This window comes from Brevirhabdus pacifica (assembly GCF_002797755.1).
GTDB classification, from domain to species: domain Bacteria; phylum Pseudomonadota; class Alphaproteobacteria; order Rhodobacterales; family Rhodobacteraceae; genus Brevirhabdus; species Brevirhabdus pacifica.
Genome location: NZ_PGFI01000014.1, coordinates 119915 through 140359, shown reverse-complemented (window position 1 = coordinate 140359; position 20445 = coordinate 119915). Strand labels below are relative to the sequence as shown.

At 68.3% G+C, this 20445-nt stretch carries 18 protein-coding genes; 13 read left to right on the top strand and 5 right to left on the bottom strand.

Annotated features, from left to right (window positions below):
* The first annotated feature begins 9 nt into the window (after window positions 1-9).
* Window positions 10-1548 carry a YifB family Mg chelatase-like AAA ATPase gene (locus CLV77_RS14475; protein ID WP_076980263.1) on the top strand — a complete coding sequence of 513 codons (1539 nt, stop codon included), beginning with the start codon at window positions 10-12 and terminating at the stop codon, window positions 1546-1548.
* A 57-nt stretch (window positions 1549-1605) separates the two neighbouring features.
* Here the strand turns inward: CLV77_RS14475 and gshB are convergent, their stop codons facing one another.
* The 3 genes from gshB to rsmI all read right to left on the bottom strand — a co-directional run bounded on the left by gshB (window position 1606) and on the right by rsmI (window position 4105).
* Entirely contained in the window at window positions 1606-2550 is a 945-nt protein-coding gene (gene gshB / locus CLV77_RS14470) for a glutathione synthase (RefSeq protein ID WP_076980262.1), read from the bottom strand.
* Between the two features lie 183 nt (window positions 2551-2733).
* Window positions 2734-3177, bottom strand: coding sequence for a YraN family protein (locus CLV77_RS14465; RefSeq protein ID WP_083707926.1), 444 nt, complete (start codon window positions 3175-3177; stop codon window positions 2734-2736).
* 67 nt (window positions 3178-3244) lie between these two features.
* Window positions 3245-4105, bottom strand: a complete 861-nt coding sequence (gene rsmI, locus CLV77_RS14460; protein ID WP_076980261.1) for a 16S rRNA (cytidine(1402)-2'-O)-methyltransferase — start codon at window positions 4103-4105, stop codon at window positions 3245-3247.
* Window positions 4106-4201: 96 nt separating this feature from the next.
* Between rsmI and CLV77_RS14455 the strand changes: the two genes are divergently transcribed.
* The 3 genes from CLV77_RS14455 to murJ are packed head-to-tail and all read left to right on the top strand — an operon-like array spanning window position 4202 to window position 9723.
* Complete coding sequence (locus CLV77_RS14455; RefSeq protein WP_076980260.1) at window positions 4202-5374, top strand: penicillin-binding protein activator; 1173 nt, start codon at window positions 4202-4204, stop codon at window positions 5372-5374.
* Entirely contained in the window at window positions 5355-8153 is a 2799-nt protein-coding gene (locus CLV77_RS14450) for a [protein-PII] uridylyltransferase (protein WP_416171624.1), read from the top strand. Before CLV77_RS14455 ends, CLV77_RS14450 begins: the two co-directional genes overlap by 20 nt.
* 28 nt (window positions 8154-8181) lie before the next feature.
* Entirely contained in the window at window positions 8182-9723 is a 1542-nt protein-coding gene (gene murJ / locus CLV77_RS14445) for a murein biosynthesis integral membrane protein MurJ (RefSeq protein WP_076980259.1), read from the top strand.
* Window positions 9724-9768: 45 nt separating this feature from the next.
* Here murJ and CLV77_RS14440 read toward each other — a convergent pair whose 3' ends face one another.
* A complete protein-coding gene (locus CLV77_RS14440) occupies window positions 9769-10449 on the bottom strand; it encodes a rhomboid family intramembrane serine protease (protein WP_076980258.1) in 681 nt (226 codons plus the stop codon).
* 145 nt (window positions 10450-10594) lie between these two features.
* On the opposite strand from CLV77_RS14440, the gene trpS reads away from it, so the two are divergent.
* Complete coding sequence (trpS, locus tag CLV77_RS14435; RefSeq protein WP_076980257.1) at window positions 10595-11659, top strand: tryptophan--tRNA ligase; 1065 nt, start codon at window positions 10595-10597, stop codon at window positions 11657-11659.
* Between the two features lie 157 nt (window positions 11660-11816).
* On the opposite strand, the gene CLV77_RS14430 is transcribed toward trpS, so the two are convergent.
* The gene (locus CLV77_RS14430) at window positions 11817-12431 is read right to left on the bottom strand and encodes a L,D-transpeptidase (protein ID WP_076980256.1); all 615 of its coding nucleotides are present in this window, start codon (window positions 12429-12431) and stop codon (window positions 11817-11819) included.
* Between the two features lie 356 nt (window positions 12432-12787).
* Here CLV77_RS14430 and CLV77_RS14425 point away from each other — a divergent pair, with 356 nt between their 5' ends.
* The 8 genes from CLV77_RS14425 to CLV77_RS14390 all read left to right on the top strand — a co-directional run bounded on the left by CLV77_RS14425 (window position 12788) and on the right by CLV77_RS14390 (window position 20337).
* Complete coding sequence (locus CLV77_RS14425) at window positions 12788-14695, top strand: PhoX family protein (protein ID WP_076980255.1); 1908 nt, start codon at window positions 12788-12790, stop codon at window positions 14693-14695.
* A 333-nt stretch (window positions 14696-15028) separates the two neighbouring features.
* Entirely contained in the window at window positions 15029-16147 is a 1119-nt protein-coding gene (locus CLV77_RS14420) for an aminodeoxychorismate synthase component I (RefSeq protein ID WP_076980254.1), read from the top strand.
* On the top strand, window positions 16144-16803 hold the full coding sequence (locus tag CLV77_RS14415; RefSeq protein ID WP_076981132.1) for an aminotransferase class IV: 660 nt from the start codon (window positions 16144-16146) through the stop codon (window positions 16801-16803). Before CLV77_RS14420 ends, CLV77_RS14415 begins: the two co-directional genes overlap by 4 nt.
* Window positions 16804-16868: 65 nt before the next feature.
* Window positions 16869-17324, top strand: a complete 456-nt coding sequence (locus CLV77_RS14410; RefSeq protein ID WP_076980253.1) for a universal stress protein — start codon at window positions 16869-16871, stop codon at window positions 17322-17324.
* Window positions 17325-17461: 137 nt separating this feature from the next.
* Window positions 17462-18025, top strand: coding sequence for a NifU family protein (locus CLV77_RS14405; protein WP_076980252.1), 564 nt, complete (start codon window positions 17462-17464; stop codon window positions 18023-18025).
* Window positions 18015-18674: a tRNA (adenosine(37)-N6)-threonylcarbamoyltransferase complex dimerization subunit type 1 TsaB gene (tsaB, locus tag CLV77_RS14400; protein ID WP_076980251.1), complete on the top strand. Its 660-nt coding sequence runs from the start codon at window positions 18015-18017 to the stop codon at window positions 18672-18674. The genes CLV77_RS14405 and tsaB overlap by 11 nt, the downstream gene beginning before the upstream one ends.
* On the top strand, window positions 18671-19174 hold the full coding sequence (locus CLV77_RS14395; RefSeq protein WP_076980250.1) for a GNAT family N-acetyltransferase: 504 nt from the start codon (window positions 18671-18673) through the stop codon (window positions 19172-19174). The genes tsaB and CLV77_RS14395 overlap by 4 nt, the downstream gene beginning before the upstream one ends.
* Window positions 19175-19347: 173 nt before the next feature.
* The gene (locus tag CLV77_RS14390; protein WP_076980249.1) at window positions 19348-20337 is read left to right on the top strand and encodes a BMP family lipoprotein; all 990 of its coding nucleotides are present in this window, start codon (window positions 19348-19350) and stop codon (window positions 20335-20337) included.
* Window positions 20338-20445: the final 108 nt, after the last annotated feature.

Genomic DNA, 20445 nt, shown 5'->3' with positions numbered 1-20445 from the left:
GCGGGCCGCATGGTCGCAAGGACCCATACCGTCGCCTTTGAGGGGTTGGAGGCCCGCCCGGTCGAGGTGCAATGCGCGGTGACCGCGGGCATGCCCGCCTTTGCCGTGGTGGGCCGGCCCGACAAGGCGGTTTCCGAGGCCCGCGAAAGGGTCCGCGCCGCGCTGGGGGCGATGGCGATCGCCCTGCCCTCCCGCCGCATCAGCGTCAATCTCTCGCCTGCCGACCTGCCGAAGGAGGGCTCGCATTTCGACCTGCCCATCGCCCTTGCGGTGCTGGCCGCGCTCGAGGTGATCCCTGCCGAACTGGTGGAGAACACGGTTTCGCTGGGCGAGCTGTCGTTGGACGGCACCCTGGTCGCCGTAGCCGGCGCCCTGCCCGCCGCCGTCACCGCCGCCGCCCGGGACGCCACCCTGATCTGTCCCGAGGCCTGCGGCCCCGAGGCCGCCTGGGTCCGCGACGCCGCGGTGCTGGGCGCGCCGTCGCTGGCGGCGGTCCTGCGCCACTTCACCGGCCAGTCCGTCCTTGCCGCCGCCAGCCCCGGCGAAGTGACGACCGAGGAGGCAGGGTCGAGGGATCTGCGCGACATCAAGGGGCAGGAACGCGCCAAGCGTGCGCTGGAGGTGGCGGCGGCCGGGCGGCACCATCTGCTGATGATCGGCTCTCCGGGTTCGGGCAAGTCGATGCTGGCGGCGCGGATGCCCGGGATCATGCCGCCGATGTCCCCGCACGAGATCCTGGAAACCTCGATGATCCATTCGTTGTCGGGGTTGCTGGGGGCGGGCGGCATCTCGCGCCGCCGGCCGTTTCGCGAACCCCACCACACCGCCTCGGTCGCCGCGATCGTGGGCGGCGGGCGCAGCGCCCGGCCGGGGGAGATCTCGTTGGCCCATAACGGTGTCCTCTTCATGGACGAGCTGCCGGAATTTCCCCGGACCGTGCTGGAAACCCTGCGCCAGCCCATCGAATGCGGCGAGGTGGTGATCGCCCGCGCCAACGCCCATGTCCGCTATCCCTGCCGCTTCCTGCTGATCGCGGCGGCCAATCCCTGCCGCTGCGGGCATATGCACGACGCGGCCCGCGCCTGCCCCCGCGCGCCCGGCTGCGGTGATGACTATATGGGCCGGATCTCGGGGCCGTTGCTGGACCGGTTCGACCTGCGGCTGGAGGTACCGCCGGTCGGCCTGTCGGACCTCAGCCTGCCCGACAGTGGCGATACCACGGCGCAGGTCAGGGCCCGTGTCGCTCGGGCGCGCGAGATTCAGGAGCAACGCTACGCCGATCACCCCGGCGTCCGCGTCAACGCCGAGGCCGAGGGCCGGCTTCTGGAGGAGGTCGCGAACCCGGATGCCGAGGGGCGCGCCCTTCTGATGCGGGCGGCCGAGCGGTTCGGCCTGACGGCGCGGGGTTATCACCGGGTGCTGAAAGTGGCGCGGACCATTGCCGACCTGGACGGGGGCGGGCCGGTGCACCGGGCCCACCTGGCCGAGGCGCTGGCCTTCCGCCAACCCGGAAATGACCGGGAGGGCGCGTTGGTCGGCAACGGCTGAACCGGGGGGCCTGACCCGCGTTTGCTCAGGGCGGGCCTGCCCGCCGGCGGGCCGCGGTCAGCCGGCCCGGCGCGCCTCGATCGCTTCCCAGATCAGGGCCGCGATGTTGCTGCCGTCGAACCGCTCCAGTTCCTGGATGCCGGTGGGCGAGGTCACGTTGATCTCGGTCAGCCAGTCGCCGATCACGTCGATCCCCACGAAGATCTGTCCCTTCTCGCGCAGAAGCGGGCCGATCGCGGCGCAGATTTCGCGGTCGCGCTCGGTCAGGCCGACCTTCTCGGGGCGGCCGCCCACGTGCATGTTCGAGCGCGTCTCGCCCGCCGCCGGAACCCGATTGATGGCGCCCACGGGCTCCCCGTCGACCAGGATGATCCGCTTGTCGCCCCTGGAGACGGCGGGCAGGAATTTCTGCGCGATCAGGGGCTCGCGGTTGATGCCGGCGAAAAGCTCGTGCAGCGAGGCGAGGTTGCGGTCGTCGGGACCCAAGCGGAAGACGCCGGCGCCGCCGTTGCCATAGAGCGGCTTGAGGATGATATCCCCATGCTCCTGCTTGAAGGCGCGCAGGGTGGCGAGGTCGCGGGCGATGGTGGTCGGCGGCGTCAGCTCGGGGAAGCGCAGCACCAGCAGCTTCTCGGGGTAGTTGCGGACCCAGAACGGGTCATTCACCACCAGCGTGCCGGGTGTGATCATGTCCAGCAGGTGGGTGGTGGTGATGTAGCCCATGTCGAAGGGCGGGTCCTGGCGCAGCCAGACCACGTCCCAATCCGCCAGGTCGACCTCCTCGAAGGGGCCAAGCTCGGCGTGATTGCCCTGCTCGCGCCTGACGGTCAAACGGTGGCCGCCCGCCACGATGCGCCCGGTGCGATAGCTCAGCTTGTCGGGCGTGTAGTAGAACAGCGAATGCCCGCGTTTCTGCGCCTCCTCGGCGATGCGGAAGGTGCTGTCCGCGTCGATGTTCACATGCTCGATGGGATCCATCTGGATCGCGACTTTGAGAGCCATTGGCCGTTCCTCCGGGGTTTGAGGATACATGACCCAGCCCGGCCCGCTTTGCAATCATGCGGGGCCAATCCGACGGCGGCTACGGCGGCCCATAGGCCGTTTCGGGCCGCAGATAACGACGCGACCGCCCGCGTCACCACGGCCAGCACCTGCGCCGCGCCCCACCCGGGAGCCAGCCTTGGATCAGAAGCCGATCGCGTTCTCGATGACGCGGATGTCGCCCTTGGCGTCCACCAGCGCCACGTCGAACCGGGTTTCGGTGTTCTGACCCGCTGGCTCCCCGCCCAGGAACTCGGAGCCCGTGGCATATATGCGCCTGATCTGCCGGTCGGTCAGATGGGCGGCGGCCTGGTCAAAGCTGCGGCTTTTCTTGACCTCAACAAAGACGACGCGCCGGCCCTCGCGAAAGACAAGATCCACCTCCCCGATGCTGCCGCGCCAGCGGCGCGCAGCCAGGTGTGCGCCGGCCTGCTGGTAGCGGCGGGCGACGCAATCCTCGGCGGCCAGGCCGGCAAGATGGTTGCGCCGGCCCCGATGGCGGCGCGACGGCAGCGGCGCGGGCGCATTCCTACGGGGGTCGATCGGCCCATCAAGCGCGGCCAGGAAATCGGACTGATCGGGGTGCATGGTCATCGCGCCACTCCTTTCCCCCAGCGTGGCCCCCATCCCTTTCGATTTGGTGAAGACCCCCGCGTCACTCCGGCGATTTCAGGGTCAGGCCGATCTGGTAGACCTCGCGGCGGGGCAGGTTCAGCGCCTCGGCCACCTCGCGGGCCGCATCCTTCAGGCGGCTGGTCTCCATCGCCCGGCGCAGGGCGGCCTCCACATCCTCGGCATCGGCGCGGGTCTCGCCCGGACGGCCGCAAAGCACGACGATCTCGCCCTTCAGGGTCATCTCGGGCAACGCCGCCACAAGCTCGTCGAGCGTGCCGCGGCGGGTCTCCTCGAACCGCTTCGTCAGCTCGCGGCAGATGGCGGCGGGGCGGTCGCCGCCCAGGGTCTCGACCATCGCCGCCAGCAGCTTGCCCAATCGATTCGGAGACTCGTAGAAGACCAGCGTCGCGGGCACCTTCGAGAGCTCCTTGAGGAACGATAGGCGGGCTCCCGCCGCCGGGGGCGGGAAGCCCGCAAAGAGGAACCGGTCGGTCGGCAGGCCCGAGACCGAAAGCGCCGCCAGCACCGCCGAGGGTCCGGGCGCCGCCGTCACCGGCAGGCCCGCGTCGATTACCGCCCGGCCCAGCGCATAGCCCGGGTCCGCGACCAGCGGCGTGCCGGCGTCCGACACGTAGGCCACTGATTTTCCATCCTTAATATAGCCGATGAGCCGTGGGCGCTGTGCCTTGCCGTTGTGGTCGTGATAGGCGACCAGCGGCCGGCCGCCCAGGCTGATGCCGTGGATTTCCATCAGGTGGCGGGTGTTGCGCGTGTCCTCGGCGGCGATCACGTCGGCGGATTTCAGGATGTCGAGGGCCCGCAGGGTGATGTCGCGCGCGCTGCCGATCGGGGTCGACACGAAGTAGAGCGCGGGCGCCAGCGGGGCGGGATGTGGGTCCAAGGGTGATCCTTTCGGGTGGTCCGTTTACTTGTCCCGGGGAAACAATTAGCGTGCCGATAAGAACGGCCCGGGCCGCAGAGGGAGTAGGAGTACAGAATGTTCGCTATTTTGAAAACAGCCCGCAAGTCGGTCGCAGCGCTGGCGCTGACCGTCGCGGGATTTGCCCTGTCCGCCTGTGGCGGCGGCGGTGGAATCGCCCTCGGCGGCGGGGGCCCCGCGGCCAGCGGCGGCCCGGTCCAGGTGGCCCTGCTGCTGCCCTACGGCTCGGGCGTTTCGACGGACGAGCTGGTGGCGCGCAACCTCGAGAATGCGGCCAAGCTGGCGGTTGCCGACCTGGGCGGCGAGATCAACCTGAAGGTCTATCCCACCGGCGCCAAGGCCGCGCAGGCCTCGGCCTCGGCCAAGACCGCGATCGCCGAGGGCGCGCAGGTCATCCTTGGCCCGCTTTACGCCGAGGCCGCCAATGCGGCAGGCCTCGCGGCTGCCGGAAGCGGCGTCAACGTGCTGGCCTTCTCCAACAACACCGCCATCGCGGGCGGCAATGTCTTCCTGCTGGGCAGCACCTTCGAGAACAGCGCCAAGCGCCTGGTGCGTTACGGCAAGGGCCAGGGGCGCGACCGCATCCTGATCGTCCACGCCCAGAACCCCGCCGGCGAGCAGGGTCAGCAGGCGATCGCCAGGGCGATCTCGGCCAATGGCGCGATCCTGTCGGGCACGGTCAGCTACGAGTTCTCGCAGCAGGGCATCGTCTCGGCCATGCCGCGGGCGGCCAAGCTTGCCAACAGCTCGGGCGCCAACTCGGTCTTCCTGACGGCGGGGGTCGATGCCGATCTTCCCTTCGTCTCCAAGCTTCTGCCCGAGGCCGGCGTCACCCCCGGCACTTTCCAGTACATGGGCCTGACCCGCTGGGACGGCCGGCCGCAGCTCTTCACCCAGGATGGTATTCAGGGCGGCTGGTTCACCATGCCGGACACCCAGCGTTACGCCCAGTTCGAAAGCCGCTACCAGTCGACCTACGGCTCGCGGCCGCACGTGCTGGCAGGCCTGGCCTATGACGGGATGGCCGCGATCGGCGCCCTCAACAAGAGCGGCCGCGCGATCTCGGGGACGGCCCTGACACAAGGCTCGGGCTTCTCGGGCGTCTACGGGGCATTCCGGCTTCGTTCCGACGGCACGAACGAGCGTGCGCTCGCCGTGGCCACCATCGAAGGCAATTCAGTGAAGGTGATCGACGCTGCCCCGAAAAGCTTTGGCGGGATCGGCTTCTAAGCAAGCCACAGGACCGCAGGACCGCGAGACGCCGGGCAAGTATATCTGCCCGGCGTCCGATATTTTCGACGCCCCCCGGGTGCGCGCCGAGCTGACCGAGGCGCTGGCTGAGGCAGGCCCCGACGCCAAGGCGCAGCGCGCCGCGGTGGTGGCGGTGCTGCATGCCGCCAACAAGGCCGGCCGTGCCCGCCTGGCCGAGGTCTTCACCGAGCATCCCTGGGTCTCGCGCCCGCTGAAACGCTCGTATTCCTACCTGACCGATCGGCTGGTGATCGAGGCCCATTGGGTCGCGACCGAGGTCATGCACCCGGCCCCCAACCCCACCAGCAGCCAGCACCTGGCGGTCTGTGCCGTCGGCGGCTACGGCCGGGGTGAGATGGCACCCCATTCCGACGTCGACCTGTTGTTCCTGACGCCCTACAAGATCACCGGCTGGGCCGAGAGCGTCATCGAGACGATCCTCTACACCCTGTGGGATCTGAAGCTGAAGGTCGGCCATGCCAGCCGCACGGTGAAGGACTGCCTGCGCCTTGGGGCCGAGGATTACACGATCCGCACCGCCCTGCTGGAAGAGCGGTTCGTGACGGGCCACCGCCCCCTCGCCGACGAGCTGCGCGAGCGGCTGTGGGATGAGCTGTTCAGCTCTAGCGCCAGCGACTTCATCGAAGCCAAGCTGACCGAGCGCGGCGAGCGTCACACCCGCCAGGGCGGGCAGCGCTATGTGCTGGAGCCGAACGTCAAGGAGGGCAAGGGCGGGCTGCGCGACCTGCAATCGCTCTACTGGATCGCGAAATATGTCCATCAGGCCGAAACCATCCAGGCGCTGGTGGCGATGGATGTCTTTCACCAGGACGAATACGACTCCTTCCAGGAGGCCGAGGATTTCCTTTGGGCCGTCCGCTCGCACCTGCATCTCATCACCGGGCGGGCCGCGGACCAGTTGACCTTCGACCTGCAGGTCGAGGTGGCCCAGCGCATGGGCTACACCGATCGCGGCGGCCGCCGCGCGGTCGAGCATTTCATGCAGGACTATTTCCGCCACGCCACCCGGGTCGGAGAGCTGACGCGCATCTTCCTCACCGCGCTGGAGGCCGACAGCGTCAAGCAGGCCCCTTCCCTGAGTGGCTTCTTCCGGCGCCGCAAGAAGCTGCGCGACGGCTACGAGCTGGTTCAGAACCGCCTCCGCTTCGTCTCGGAGGAGGCGTTCCTGTCGGACCGTCTGAACCTGCTGCGGATCTTCGACGAGGCGCTGCGCACCGGCTATCTGATGCACCCCGACGCCATGCGGGTAATCGCCGCCAACCTCGACGCCATCGACGACAGCGTCCGCCGAGACCCCGAGGCCGTTCGCATCTTCATGGAACTGCTGCTGAAACGCGGCAATCCCGAACGCGCCCTGCGCCGGATGAACGAGCTTGGCGTGCTGTCGGCCTTCATCCCCGAGTTCGAGCCCATCGTAGCGATGATGCAGTTCAACATGTATCACCACTACACGGTGGATGAGCACACGATCCAGACGATCTCGACCCTGTGGCAGATCGAGCGGGAGAACCTGCTGGAAGAACTGCCCATTGCCAGCCGCATCCTGTCTGGCGGGGTCAACCGCAAGGTGCTCTACGTGGCTCTCCTGATGCACGACATCGGCAAGGGCCGGCGGGAGGATCACTCGGTCCTGGGGGCCAAGATCGCGCGCAAGGTCTGCCCGCGTCTGGGTCTGACCCCCGAGGAATGCGACACCGTGGAATGGCTTGTCCGCTATCACCTGCTGATGTCCGACATGGCCCAGAAGCGCGACATATCCGAGCCGCGGACGGTGCGCGATTTCGCCAAGGCGGTGAAGACGCGCAAGCGGCTGGACCTGCTGCTTTTGCTGACTGTCTGTGACATCCGCGGCGTCGGCCCCGGGGTCTGGAACAACTGGAAGGCCGTTCTGTTGCGCCAGCTTTACGGCGCCACCGCCGAGGCCTTGGACACCGGGCTTGAAGATCTCAACCGCGACACGCTGGAAAAGGACGCCAAGAAGGCGCTGCGCATGGCGCTGCGCGACTGGCCCCGGACCGAGCTGCGTCACGAGACCGACCGCCATTACGGCACCTACTGGCAGGGCCTGCCGACCGAGGCGCACGTCGTCTTCGCCGAGTTGCTGCGCGACCTGCCCACCGACGAGATCCGCCTGGACCTCAAGCCCGACGAGGATCGCGATGCCACCCGAGTCGCCTTCGTCATGGCCGACCACCCCGGCATCTTCAGCCGCCTGGCTGGCGCGCTGGCGCTGGTCGGGGCCAACGTGGTCGACGCGCGCACCTACACCTCGAAGGACGGGTTTGCGACGGCGGTCTTCTGGGTCCAGGACGCCGAGGGATCGCCCTTCGAATCCGCCCGCCTGCCCCGCCTTCAGGCGATGATCCACAAGACCCTGGCCGGCGAGGTCGTCGCCCGCGACGCCCTCAAGGATCGCGACAAGATCAAGAAGCGCGAGCGCGAGTTCCGGGTGCCCACGACCATCACCTTCGACAACGAGGGCTCGGAGATCTACACGATCATCGAGGTCGACACCCGCGACCGCCCCGGCCTGCTTTACGACCTGACCCGGACGCTGGCCGATTCCAACGTCTATATCGCCAGCGCCGTCATCGCGACCTACGGCGCGCAGGTCGTCGACACCTTCTACGTCAAGGACATGTTCGGTTTGAAATTCTATGCCGAGTCCAAGCAGAAGGTGCTGGAACGCCGCCTGCGCAGCGCCATAGAACAGGGCGTGGAACGCGCCCGGGCATGAATCCGCGCCGCAACTGGGGGACATCCGCTTGAACGCACCCATCCGTCTGGGCAGGGCTTTCGCGACGGTCGGCATCTGGACACTGGCCAGCCGGCTGCTGGGCTTTGCCCGCGACATCATGATCGCCGGTTTCCTGGGTTCGGGCCCGGTGGCCGAGGCCTTCCTGATCGCCTTTTCCCTACCCAACATGTTCCGCCGCTTCTTCGCCGAGGGCGCATTCAACATGGCCTTCGTGCCCATGTTCTCGAAAAAGCTCGAGGCCGGCGACGACCCGGTGACATTCGCCCGCGACGCCCTGTCGGGGCTGGCGACGGTGCTGATCGTCTTCACGGTGCTGGCCCAGCTTCTGATGCCTTGGCTGGTGCTGGCCATGGCCTCGGGCTTCGCCGAGGACGGGCGGTTCGAGATGGCCGTCACCTTCGGCCGCATCGCCTTTCCCTACATCCTGTTCATCTCTCTGGCCGCATTGCTGTCGGGGGTGTTGAACGCGGGCGGGCGGTTCGTGGCGGCGGCGGCGGCACCGCTTTTGCTGAACATCCTCTTTGTCGGCGCCATGGGGCTGGCAAGCTGGCTGGACTGGCCGATGGGCCTGACGCTTGCGTGGACCGTGCCGGTGGCGGGCGTGGCCCAGCTTGCGCTAGTCTGGCAGGCGGCGGCGCGGGCCGGCTTCCGCCTGGTTCCGCGCATGCCGCGCATGACCCCCGACCTCAAGCGGCTGGCAATCATCGCGGCCCCCGCCGCGCTGGCCGGCGGCGTCGTGCAGGTGAACCTGCTGGTCGGCCGCCAGGTCGCCAGCTTCTTCGACGGGGCAATCGCCTGGCTGAACTACGCCGACCGTCTCTACCAGTTGCCGCTGGGCGTGGTGGGCATCGCCATTGGCGTGGTGCTGCTGCCGGATCTGTCGCGCAAGCTGCGTGCGGGTGACGACGATGGCGGCCAGAACGCCCTGTCGCGCGCGGCCGAGGTGTCGATGGCCCTGGCCCTGCCCTCGGCGGTGGGGCTGCTGGTTGTGCCGATGCCCATCGTCTCGGCCCTGTTCGAGCGGGGCGCCTTCGGGCCCGACGACACCGCCGCGACGGCGCTTGCGCTGGCGATCTATGCCCTGGGCCTGCCGGCTTTCGTGCTTCAGAAGGTGCTGCAACCGCTTTACTTCGCGCGTGAGGATACGCGCAGCCCGTTCCGCTACGCGCTGGTCTCGCTGGTGGTGAATGCTGTCGTCGCCATAGGCCTCGCCCCGGTCATCGGCTTCTACGCGGCCGCCCTCGGGACCACGCTTGCGGCCTGGGCCATGGTCCTGCTGCTTTATCGTGGCACAAGGGGCATGGGGCGCGCGGCCAGTTTCGACCGCCGCTTCCGCAACCGGATCTGGCGGATCCTCGCGGCCTCGTTGCTGATGGGGGCGGGCCTGTGGCTGGCGATGATCGTGCTGGGGCCGTTCTTCGGCATCCCCGGGCTGCGCTATGTCGCGCTGAGCGCGCTCATCGTGCTGGGGGCGGTGATCTATTTCGGAGCAGGCGGCCCCTTGGGCGCCTTCCGCCTGTCCGAACTGAAATCGGCCATGCGGCGGTGACGGGCGCGCCGGCGCAGGTTGCGCAGGCGACCTCGGTTCCTTGTCCTAGCGGCGTCGCAGACGCGCGATCACCCGCGCGCCGCCGCCGGGGCTGACCACGAAGGACATGGCAAAGCCCGCGGCAAAGCCCGCGATATCCGCCACCCAGTCGTTGCGCGCATCGAAGATCAGCGAAAACGCCAGCTGGATGCCCAGGAGCATCCCGATCAGGATGAATGCCTGGTGGCGCGGCCCGCCCGTCGCCGTCAGGTTGACCCACAGCAGGAAGGTATAGGCCCCGATCAACCCGTAGACTCCGGGATAGCCACCGATCAGCGGAAAGCGCTCGTCCAGCACCAGCCCGTAGACCAGCGCCCCCACGACCGACGAGGCGAAGAAGATCGCCAGCACCGCCCAGGGGCGGAAGACGTGGGCCACCATATTGCCGATCGCCAGCACGAAGACGATGGCGAAAAGCGCGTGGGTCATCGACTGATGGATCAGCGGGTAGGAGACGAAGCGCCGCAGGATGTCGGCGCGCCAATCACCGGTCTCGATCATGCGCCGGGCCAGTTCCCCGAAGAAGCCCCAGTTGCGGACGGCCTCGGTGCGCCACTCGGCGCCGCCGGGCAGCAGGCCGACCTCGCCCAGCCAGAACAGCCCCTCGATCCCACCGATGATCACCGCCAGGGCGATGATGACGGGGGGAAGGGCGTGAAAGATACGCGGGCCGCTGGGTTCGTTCATGTGACTGTTCCGACTGATCGCGCGGCCGGGGCCGGGCGTGGGGCAAGGGGGGCGAGGTTGACGGTTCTGAGGCTCATGGGTAAGCGAGTGCCAGCCGGAAATCCAGACGGCCCCCAACCCGGCCGCATTCCAGACGGAGCACCCCATGTCCGAAACCCAGTCCCCGACCGATCAGACCGCCGCCACCGATACCGGCACCAGCCGGCACCAGCCGCGGGTCTTCTCGGGCATCCAGCCCTCGGGCGGGCTGACGCTGGGCAACTACCTGGGTGCGATCAAGCGCTTCGTCCAGATGCAGGACAGCGGCATCGAGACGCTTTACTGCATGGTCGACCTGCACGCGATTACCGTCTGGCAGGATCCCGCGAAACTACGCCATGCCACGCGCGAGATCTGTGCCGCCTATATCGCCTGCGGCCTCGATCCCGAACGCTCGATCCTGTTCAACCAAAGCCAGGTGGCCGAGCACGCGCAGCTTGCCTGGATCTTCAACTGCGTCGCCCGGATGGGCTGGCTGAACCGGATGACCCAGTTCAAGGACAAGGCCGGCAAGAACCGCGAGAACGCCAGCGTCGGCCTCTTCGCCTACCCCAACCTGATGGCCGCCGACATCCTGATCTACCACGCGACCCATGTGCCCGTGGGCGAGGACCAGAAACAGCATCTTGAGCTGACCCGCGACATCGCCGCCAAGTTCAACAACGATTTCGGCGTGGACTTCTTCCCGATCACCGAACCGGTGATCGAGGGCACCGCCACCCGGGTGATGAGCCTTCGCGACGGCTCGGCCAAGATGTCCAAGTCCGATCCTTCGGACATGAGCCGGATCAACCTGACCGATGATGCCGACACGATCGCCAAGAAGATCCGCAAGGCGCGCACCGACCCCGAGGCCCTGCCCTCCGAGGTGGCGGGCCTGGCCGAGCGCCCCGAGGCGCGCAATCTGGTCAACATCTGCGCCGCCCTCTCGGACCGCACGGCGGACGAGGTGCTGGCAGAGTACGGCGGCCGCCAATTCTCGGAGTTCAAGCCGATGCTGGCCGATCTGGCCGTGGACCGGCTGTCGCCCATCTCGTCGCGGATGGAAGAGCTGATGCGCGACACGACCGAGATCGACCGCATCTTGGGCGCCGGCGCCGACCGCGCCCGCCAGATTGCGGCGCCGATCCTCAAGCAGACCTACGACATCGTGGGCATGATCCGCAGCTGACCGGGTTGCCGGCCTGTTACGGCCCCTCCGATACCCCGCCCAAAAAATGACCCCGCCGGAAGCATGAACTTCCGGCGGGGCGGTGGGCCCCGTGGGAGGCGGGGCCGGTCAGCCCCGGGGGAGACGGGGCATTCCTGAAACTTTCAGTATCGGGCGATCAGACCAGTTTGACCTGGGTGCCAACCTTGGCCAGGCTGAACAGCTCGGCGATCTGGGCGTTGTAGAGGCCGATGCAGCCATCGGACGAACGGCGGCCGATCTTGCGCGTGTCGTGGGTGCCGTGCACGCGATAGTACTGCCAGCTGAGATAGAGGGCATGGGTGCCCAGCGGGTTCTTGGGGCCGGCCGGCACGGTGACGGGCAGGCTGGGATCACGCTCACGCATGGAGGGGGTGGGCGTCCAGGTGGGGCCCTCGACCTTGCGGATGACGCGGGTCATGCCGCGCTTGGTCAGCTCTTCGCTGATCGGAACCGAAGTGGGGTAGATCTTGTAGATCGACTCGTCCTCGGACCAGAAATGGGCCACGCGGGAAACGGTGTCGCAAAGCAGGACGCCGTTCTTGGTGTTGGGGAAGTGCTCACGCCAATCCAGCATGCGGAAGCTCGACAGGTTGCGCGACGCCGTCTCGCGCTGCTCGGCGGCGAGATCCTCGGCCAGGGCCGGATCGTTGGTCGCGGTCTGGGCGCGCAGGATTGCCGGCGCCGAGAGTGTTGCAAGCCCGACCGAGCCGGAAAGAACGAACCCGCGGCGCGAGAAAGATTTTCCTGTCATGGAGTGCCTCCTTGTTCATATTCATAATATTGCATGTATCTGCCTTTTCAATGCCTAGAACCCCGATCTGTTCCGAGCAATTCAACTGATCGTGTGGATCGCGTGCTGAGGCAGAAGGGCCACGCCACCCCTCCCGTGCCGGAGGGTTGGGGGCCTTCCGGCACCTAACGTCAACCATGTATGGGCCCCCGCCCTTACGGGGGCCGTCAGCCGTGCCCGAAAGCGCGCGCCGCTTGTCACAAAAGCTTCGGAAAACCGTGGGCTGCCTGTCACACTGCGGGGCTAGCAGACACCCGGACCCGGCGCCTGCCGGGCACCGGACCGATGACCGGCCGGCATTCATGGGAGCATAGGATATGGCTAACGACCGCATGTCGTTCGACGAATACGACGAGATCATCAATCCGCGCGACGAGCGCACCCAGTTCGACGAGGTGGTCGACCGCGCCCTGTCGCGTCGCGGCTTTCTGGGCGGGGTGATGTCCTTCGGCGCCGGCGGCTTCGTGGCCGGCACCGGCACCGCGACCGCCCTTGGTGCGGCACTGCTGCCCCGCCCGGCGGGCGCCGTGGCCGCCGACCGCTTCGGCTTCGATGCGATCGCCGCCAACACCCTCGATACCGTGACCGTGCCCGAGGGCTACGAGTGGAAGATGCTGGTCAGCTGGGGCGACCCGCTGTGGTCGGACGTGCCGGCCTTCGATCCGGCGACCCGGGGCACGGCCGAAAGCCAGGCCCGCGCCTTTGGCGACAACAACGACGGCATGGCCCTGTTCGAGCGCGACGGCACCACCGTCATCGCGGTCAACAACGAATACACCAACCGCGACATCATCTGGGGCAACCGCCCCGAGGGCAAGCCCGCCGACGCCGACGACCTGCGCAAGGGCATGATGGCCCACGGCGTCTCGGTGATGGAGATCCGCGCGGGCGACGAGGGCTGGTCGGTGATCCAGGACAGCCCCCTGAACCGCCGCATCACCCCGATGACCGACATGACCCTGACCGGCCCCGCCGCCGGTCACGAACTGCTGCGCACCGCCGCCGACCCCGAAGGCACCACCGCCCGCGGCACCTGGAACAACTGTGGCAACGGCCGCACGCCCTGGGGCACCTATCTGACCTGCGAGGAAAACTTCAACGGATACTTCTCGGCCTCGCAAGACGGGTTCGAGCCGGTGGCCGAGCTGAAGCGCTATGGCATCTCGGACAAGGACTGGGGCTATGGCTGGGCCGCGATCGATGCGCGTTTCGACGTGAGCCAGGAGCCGAACGAGCCCAACCGCGCCGGCTACGTGGTCGAGGTCGATCCCTTCGATCCCCAATCGACCCCGCGCAAGCTGACCGCCCTTGGCCGGTTCAAGCACGAGAACGCCGAGCTGGTGATGACCGGCGACGGCCGCGCCGTGGTCTACATGGGCGACGATGAGCGGGGCGAGTTCCTGTATCGCTTTGTCTCGGACCCGCCCGAGGCCGGTGCCAAAGCCGGTCCCGCCCTTCTGGAAAAGGGCACGCTTTACGCGGCCCGGTTCACCGACGACCAGACCGGCCGCTGGTTGCCCCTTACCCCCGAGACCACGGGCATGACCGAGGCCGAGATCTGCATCCACACCCGGCAGGCAGCCTCGAGCGTCGGGGCCACCACGATGGACCGCCCCGAATGGGTCGCCTCGCACCCCGAGCGGGCCGAGGTCTATGTGGCGCTGACCAACAACAAGAACCGCGGCCTGAAGCCCAACGCGGGCGGCGACGAGACCCCCGTCGGCGGCCCCAACCCGCGCGAGGCCAATGTCTACGGCCAGATTCTGCGCTGGCGCCCGGCGGACGAGGACCATACCTCGGACGAGTTTGCCTGGGATCTCTTCGCCCTTGCCGGCAACCCCGAGGTGCACGACGGGCCCAAGGCGGGCTCTGACAACATCAACGCCGGGAACATGTTCAACTCGCCCGACGGGATGAGCTTCGACCGTCGCGGCATGCTGTGGATCCAGACCGACGGCAAATACTCGAACGAGGGCGATTTCGCCGGCATGGGCAACAACCAGATGCTGGTCGGCGACACCACCACCGGCGAGATCCGCCGCTTTCTGGTCGGCCCCCGCGAATGCGAGGTCACGGGCATGATGTGGGCGCCCGACGGCAAGACCGTCTTTGTCGGCATCCAGCATCCGGGCGAGGACGGCAACAGCGCCTTCCCCGGAACCCAAGGCGTTCCGCGCTCGGGCATCGTCGCCGTCCGCCGCACGGATGGGGCCCAGATCGCCTGAGGGCCAAGCTCCTGTCTTGGGCGAACGACCCCCGGCCCCCGGCGCATTCGTGCCGGGGGCTTTTTTCTTGTCAGCCGGGCTTTGTGGCGATGCAGGCGGTGAGGGCCGCATGGTGCCCACCGTGGCCGAAAGGTCGGATCACGGCCCTTGCCGCGTGCCCGCCCCTTGCGTTTGCCTGTCACCTCTCTAGGAACGGCGCGGTAAGTCGAAACCGCGCCGCAGGCCCAAGGCCGCCGCCTGCCGCGCCGCCATCCGGAGGCCCCCGGTGCTCCACTCCCCGCGCCACCCCTTCCTCAGATGCCCCGCCCCCGCGGCGGCGCCAGGGGCGTGCCGATGATTCGCCTCGACGACGGGCCCGGCGGGCGGCCGGCGGTCTTTGACCGGCCCAAGCGCCTGATCCGCGCCGACAGCGTGGCCGAGGTGGCGCCCGCGCTGGACAAGCTCGACGAGGCGTTGCGCGCCGGCGACTGGGTCGCGGGGTTCATGAGCTACGAGGCGGGTTATGCACTGGAAGAGCGTCTTGCCCCCCTGATGCCCGCCGACCGGCGGATGCCGCTGGTGCTTTTCGCGGTCTGCGACGCGCCCCGCCCCCCGCGCCCCGAGGATGCGGGCGAAGGGCCCGTCGCCCTCAGCCCGCCGCGCCCGCTGCTGGATGCCGCGACCCATGGCGCTGCGGTTGAACGGGCGCTGGAATACATCCGTGCGGGCGATTGCTACCAGGTCAACCTGACCTTCCCCCTCGATGCCGAGTACGAGGGCGATCCGCGCGCCCTTCAGGCGGCGCTGGCGCGGGTGCAGCCGGTGGGCCACGGCGCACTGGTCGATCTGCCGGATGCGCCGTGCATCGCCTCGCTCTCGCCCGAGCTTTTCTTTCGCACGGACCCCCAGGGCCGCATCGCCACCCACCCGATGAAGGGCACCCGCCCGCGTCACGACGATCCTGCCCGGGACGCGCGCCTGCGCCAGGAGCTGCGCGACAGCATCAAGGACCGGGCCGAGAACCTGATGATCGTCGACCTGATGCGCAACGACCTGTCGCGCTTTTCCAAAGTTGGCAGCGTCCGGGTCCCCGGCCTTTTCGAGGTCGAGACCTATGCCACCGTGCATCAGATGGTCTCCCGCGTGACCGGAGAGCTGCGCGCGGGCACGGGTCTGGCGGACATCATGCGGGCGCTCTTTCCCTGCGGATCGATCACCGGCGCGCCGAAGATCCGCGCCATGGAAATCATCGTCGAGCTGGAGCACGCGGCGCGCGACGTCTATTGCGGCAGCATCGGCTGGGCCGCGCCCGACGGCGCCTCGTCCTTCAACGTGGCGATCCGCACGCTGACCCTGTTCGACGACGGGCGCGCGCGGCTGAACGCCGGCGGCGGCATCGTCGCCGATTCGACCCCCGAGGACGAATATCAGGAGGCGTTGTGGAAGGCGCGTTTCGCGCGGCTGGTGCCATGACTGGCCCCGACGCCATATCTGTCGACCCGCACCCCCTGTTGATCGAGACCCTGGGCTGGGACGGGCAGTGCCTGAACCGTCGCGACCTGCACCAGGCGCGGCTGGCACGCAGCGCGGCGGCCTTGGGTTATCCCCACGATCCGGCCCACGTTGCTGAAGCGCTGGACCGGATCGCAGGCCCCGCCCCCCTCCGCGTACGCCTGACGCTGGATGCGACGGGAAGGGTGGAACTGACCTCGGCCGCCCTGCCCCCGACACCGGCCAGCTGGCGTGTCATGCTGGCCGACACCCGGCTTGACGAAGACGATCCCTGGCTGCGCCACAAGACCGGCAACCGCGCCCTCTACGACCGCCACCGCGCCGACCTGCCCCAGGGGGTGGACGAGGTGATCTTCGTCAACCGGGCCGGGCGGATGGCGGAGGGGACGATCACCAACCTCTTCTACCGCCTGCCGGGCGCAGGGGATCTTTTCACCCCGCCGCTTGCCGACGGCTGCCTGCCCGGCTGCCTGCGCGCCGAGCTTCTGGCGCGGGGCGATTGCACGGAACGATCCCTGCCGCTGTCCGACCTGGGGAGCGTCCCCCTGTTCTGCGGCAATTCCCTGCGCGGGCTGATCCCGGCCACGCTGACCTCGGGACCGGCCCCAACACACTGAGGAACGCGACGTATTGCGCCCGGCGGACGGGTTGGCCATGATGCGCCGCAACCCGGGAGACACCAATGCGCAAGTTCCTCGTCATCCTCGACAACAGCCGCGAATGCCTGAACGCGATGCGTTTTGCCGCCATGCGCGCCAAGAAGACCGGCGGCCAGGTCGAGATCCTGGCCATCATCCCGCCCGAGGAATTCAACCACTGGCTGGGCGTCGGCGACCTGATGCGCGAAGAGGCCCGCGACCGGATCGAGGCCCATTTCGAGGTCTTCGCCAAGTGGATGCGCGACAAACAGGGCATCGACCCCGAGCTGGTCATCCGCGAGGGCGAGGCCGTGCCCGAGATCCTGGCCCAGATCCGCGAGGATTCCGAGATCGGCGTCGTCGTGCTGGGCGCGGGAACCGACAAGGCCGGGCCCGGGCCGCTGGTGAATGCGCTGTCGCGCGCCTCGGGCGATTTGCTGGTGCCGCTGACCATCGTTCCGGGGGAGCTGTCCAAGGAACGGCTTGATGCCATTACCTGAACTGGCCCGAGGGGCGGCATCGGCCTGCGTTGAAAGGCCCGCGACCCTCGTTTTCCACCCATCTTAGAATCATTCTAAATCTTGACACGCGCCCCGCCGGGACGCATATCTGTAACCCAGATCGGAGGCGTCATCCCATGTTCATCCAGACCGAATCCACCCCGAACCCCGCCACCCTGAAATTCCTGCCCGGCCAGACGGTGATGACCGCCGGCACGGCTGATTTCCCCGCGGCGGACACGGCGGCCAAATCGCCCCTCGCCACACGGCTCTTTGCCGTCAGCGGCGTCACCGGCGTCTTTCTCGGCAATGATTTCGTCACCGTCACCAAGCAGGCGGATGTGGAATGGGATCACGTGAAACCCGCGATCCTGGGCGCCATCATGGAGCATTTCCAGTCGGGTCAGCCCATCATCGACGAAGGCTCCGACACCGGCGACGGCCACGCCGCCCATGACGGTCCCGACGCCGAGATCGTCGGCCAGATCAAGGAGCTGCTGGATACCCGCGTGCGCCCCGCCGTGGCCCAGGACGGCGGCGACATCACCTTCCACGGCTTCGAGCGTGGCGTCGTCTACCTGCACATGCAGGGCGCCTGCGCCGGCTGCCCCTCGTCGACGCTGACGCTGAAGATGGGGATCGAGAACCTGCTGCGCCACTATATCCCCGAGGTGGTCGAGGTGCGCCCAGTTGCCGCCTGACCTTCTGACACTGGCATTCGACACATCGGCCGCGCATTGCGCGGCCGCTTTGCTTTGCGGCGACCGGGAATTGGCCTCCGCCCACGAGGAGATGCGCAAGGGCCAGACCGAGCGGCTGTTCCCACTGCTCGAAGAGATGCTTGAGCGCGGTGGCGCCAACTGGGCCGACTTGGACCTGCTCGGCGTGGGGATCGGGCCGGGGAACTTCACCGGCATCCGCATCTCGGTCTCGGCGGCGCGGGGACTGGCGCTGTCGCTGGGGATCAAGGCGGTAGGGATCTCACCGCTGGAGGCCCAGGCCGAGGGGCACGCGCACCCGCTTCTCTCGCTTGGCGCGGCCCATGCGGGCCAGGTCTACGCCGCCCGCGTCGATCGCAACGCGATGGCCACGCCCGCCCTGATGGCGCCGGAAGAGGCGCTTGAGCTGGCCAAGGCGCAGGACCTGCCTGTCTGTGCCGCCCCCCCGCTGGTCGAGGGGGTCACGACCGCCCCCGGCCTGCACCTTCTGCCGTCCGGCCCGCTGGCCCCCGCCATCGCGCGGCTTGCCCAGCGCCGTGCCGACGACGCCCCGGAGCGGCCCGCGCCGCTTTACGTCCGGCCGGCGGATGCCGCCCCCTCCCGCGACACGGCGCCGGTGATCCTGCCATGAGCGGGGCCGGCGGCGCGCCGACCCCGACGGCAGGCGCCAAAGCGGCCCCGGACCCCGCCCTGCTGGCCGACCTGCACGCCCGCTGTTTCACTACCCCCCGCCCCTGGAGCGCGGAGGAGATCGCCGGATTGCTGGGCACGCCCGGGGTCTTCCTCAAGGGCGACGCCACGGGCTTTGTCATGGGCCGGGTGATCCTGGACGAATCCGAACTTCTGACCCTCGCCGTCGATCCGGACCTGCGCGGCCAAGGGCGTGGCCGCGCCCTGCTGCGGGGATTCGTCGAAGCCTCTTCTGCCCGTGGCGCCACCCGCGCCTTTCTCGAGGTGGCCGCCGACAATATCGTGGCCTTGTCCCTTTACGAGGGCGATGGCTGGCAGCGGACCGGCCTGCGCCGAGGCTACTACCGGCCCCATGCGACCGGAACGCCCCCGCCCGGCGCCCCGGGAACAGCGGCAAGGGGCGCGCCGATCGACGCCGTGGTCATGGCCCGCGCCCTCTGACTGGACCATTTGGTCCACCGGGTCGCACGCAAGGGCCCGCCTGACGCCGCGATCCCCCACTTTACTGTTGACCCCCTTGCCGCCCTGCGGCCTTAATCGGGCGTGTTCGCCTGGGATCAGGGCGATGCCCGTGCGGTGTGATCCGCCCCACTAAGACAACTCGGGAGAGTGCGATGACCTTCATGAAACCCCTTCTCGGCGCCGCCGCCGTCCTTGCCATGACCACGGGCACGCTGCTGGCCGAACCTGCGCTGATCTATGACCTGGGCGGCAAGTTCGACAAATCCTTCAACGAGGCCGCCTATACCGGCGCCGAGCGTTGGGCCAAGGAAAACGGCGCCACCTACCGCGAGATCGAGATGCAGTCCGAAGCCCAGCGCGAGCAGGCCCTGCGCCGCTTTGCCGAGGCCGGCGCCAACCCGATCGTGATGACCGGCTTCAGCTTTGCCAGTGTCCTCGAAGAGGTGGCCCCCGATTATCCCGACACCAAGTTCGCCCTGATCGACATGGTCGTCGATCAGCCCAACGTGCGCTCGGTCGTGTTCAACGAGCACGAGGGGTCGTACCTGGTCGGCATGCTGGCGGCGATGGCCTCCAAGACCGGCACCGTCGGCTTCATCGGTGGCATGGACATCCCGCTCATCCGCAAATTCGCCTGCGGCTACAGCCAGGGCGCCAAGGCCGCCAATGCCGATGTCACGGTGATCGAGAACATGACCGGCACCACCCCCGCCGCATGGAACGACCCGGTCAAGGGCTCCGAGCTGACCAAGGCCCAGATCAGCCAGGGCGCCGACGTGATCTATGCCGCCGCCGGCGGCACCGGCGTGGGCGTGCTGCAGACCGCCGCCGACGAGGGCATCCTGTCCATCGGCGTCGACAGCAACCAGAACTACATGCACCCCGGCAAGGTCCTGACCTCGATGGTCAAGCGCGTCGACAACGCGGTCGAGGAGGCGATGGCCCAGGGCACCGAGCTTGAGACCGGCTTCAACGTGATGGGCCTGGCCAATGACGGCGTTGGCTACGCCGTGGACGAGCACAACAAGGATCTCATCACCGACGAGATGAAGGCCGCCGTCGAAGAGGCCAAGGCCAAGATCATCGCCGGCGAGATCAAGGTGCACGACTACATGTCCGACAGCAGCTGCCCCAGCTCGTAAGGCGCGGGGCGTGACGCGGAACGATCCTACGGGGCGGCCGGTGACGGCCGCCCCTGACACGTCCGGGCCGGCCCATGCAGGTGCGGGTGGCGGGGTCGGGCACGATTC

Bases quoted from the DNA above. Each gene is read 5' to 3' on its own strand.
- CLV77_RS14475 (WP_076980263.1), top strand. From the start codon at position 10: ATGGTCGCAAGGACCCATACCGTCGCCTTTGAGGGGTTGGAGGCCCGC.
- gshB (WP_076980262.1), bottom strand. From the start codon at position 2,550: ATGGCTCTCAAAGTCGCGATCCAGATGGATCCCATCGAGCATGTGAAC.
- CLV77_RS14465 (WP_083707926.1), bottom strand. From the start codon at position 3,177: ATGCACCCCGATCAGTCCGATTTCCTGGCCGCGCTTGATGGGCCGATC.
- CLV77_RS14455 (WP_076980260.1), top strand. From the start codon at position 4,202: ATGTTCGCTATTTTGAAAACAGCCCGCAAGTCGGTCGCAGCGCTGGCG.
- CLV77_RS14440 (WP_076980258.1), bottom strand. From the start codon at position 10,449: ATGAACGAACCCAGCGGCCCGCGTATCTTTCACGCCCTTCCCCCCGTC.
- trpS (WP_076980257.1), top strand. From the start codon at position 10,595: ATGTCCGAAACCCAGTCCCCGACCGATCAGACCGCCGCCACCGATACC.
- CLV77_RS14430 (WP_076980256.1), bottom strand. From the start codon at position 12,431: ATGACAGGAAAATCTTTCTCGCGCCGCGGGTTCGTTCTTTCCGGCTCG.
- CLV77_RS14425 (WP_076980255.1), top strand. From the start codon at position 12,788: ATGGCTAACGACCGCATGTCGTTCGACGAATACGACGAGATCATCAAT.
- CLV77_RS14420 (WP_076980254.1), top strand. From the start codon at position 15,029: ATGATTCGCCTCGACGACGGGCCCGGCGGGCGGCCGGCGGTCTTTGAC.
- CLV77_RS14415 (WP_076981132.1), top strand. From the start codon at position 16,144: ATGACTGGCCCCGACGCCATATCTGTCGACCCGCACCCCCTGTTGATC.
- CLV77_RS14410 (WP_076980253.1), top strand. From the start codon at position 16,869: ATGCGCAAGTTCCTCGTCATCCTCGACAACAGCCGCGAATGCCTGAAC.
- CLV77_RS14405 (WP_076980252.1), top strand. From the start codon at position 17,462: ATGTTCATCCAGACCGAATCCACCCCGAACCCCGCCACCCTGAAATTC.
- CLV77_RS14395 (WP_076980250.1), top strand. From the start codon at position 18,671: ATGAGCGGGGCCGGCGGCGCGCCGACCCCGACGGCAGGCGCCAAAGCG.
- CLV77_RS14390 (WP_076980249.1), top strand. From the start codon at position 19,348: ATGACCTTCATGAAACCCCTTCTCGGCGCCGCCGCCGTCCTTGCCATG.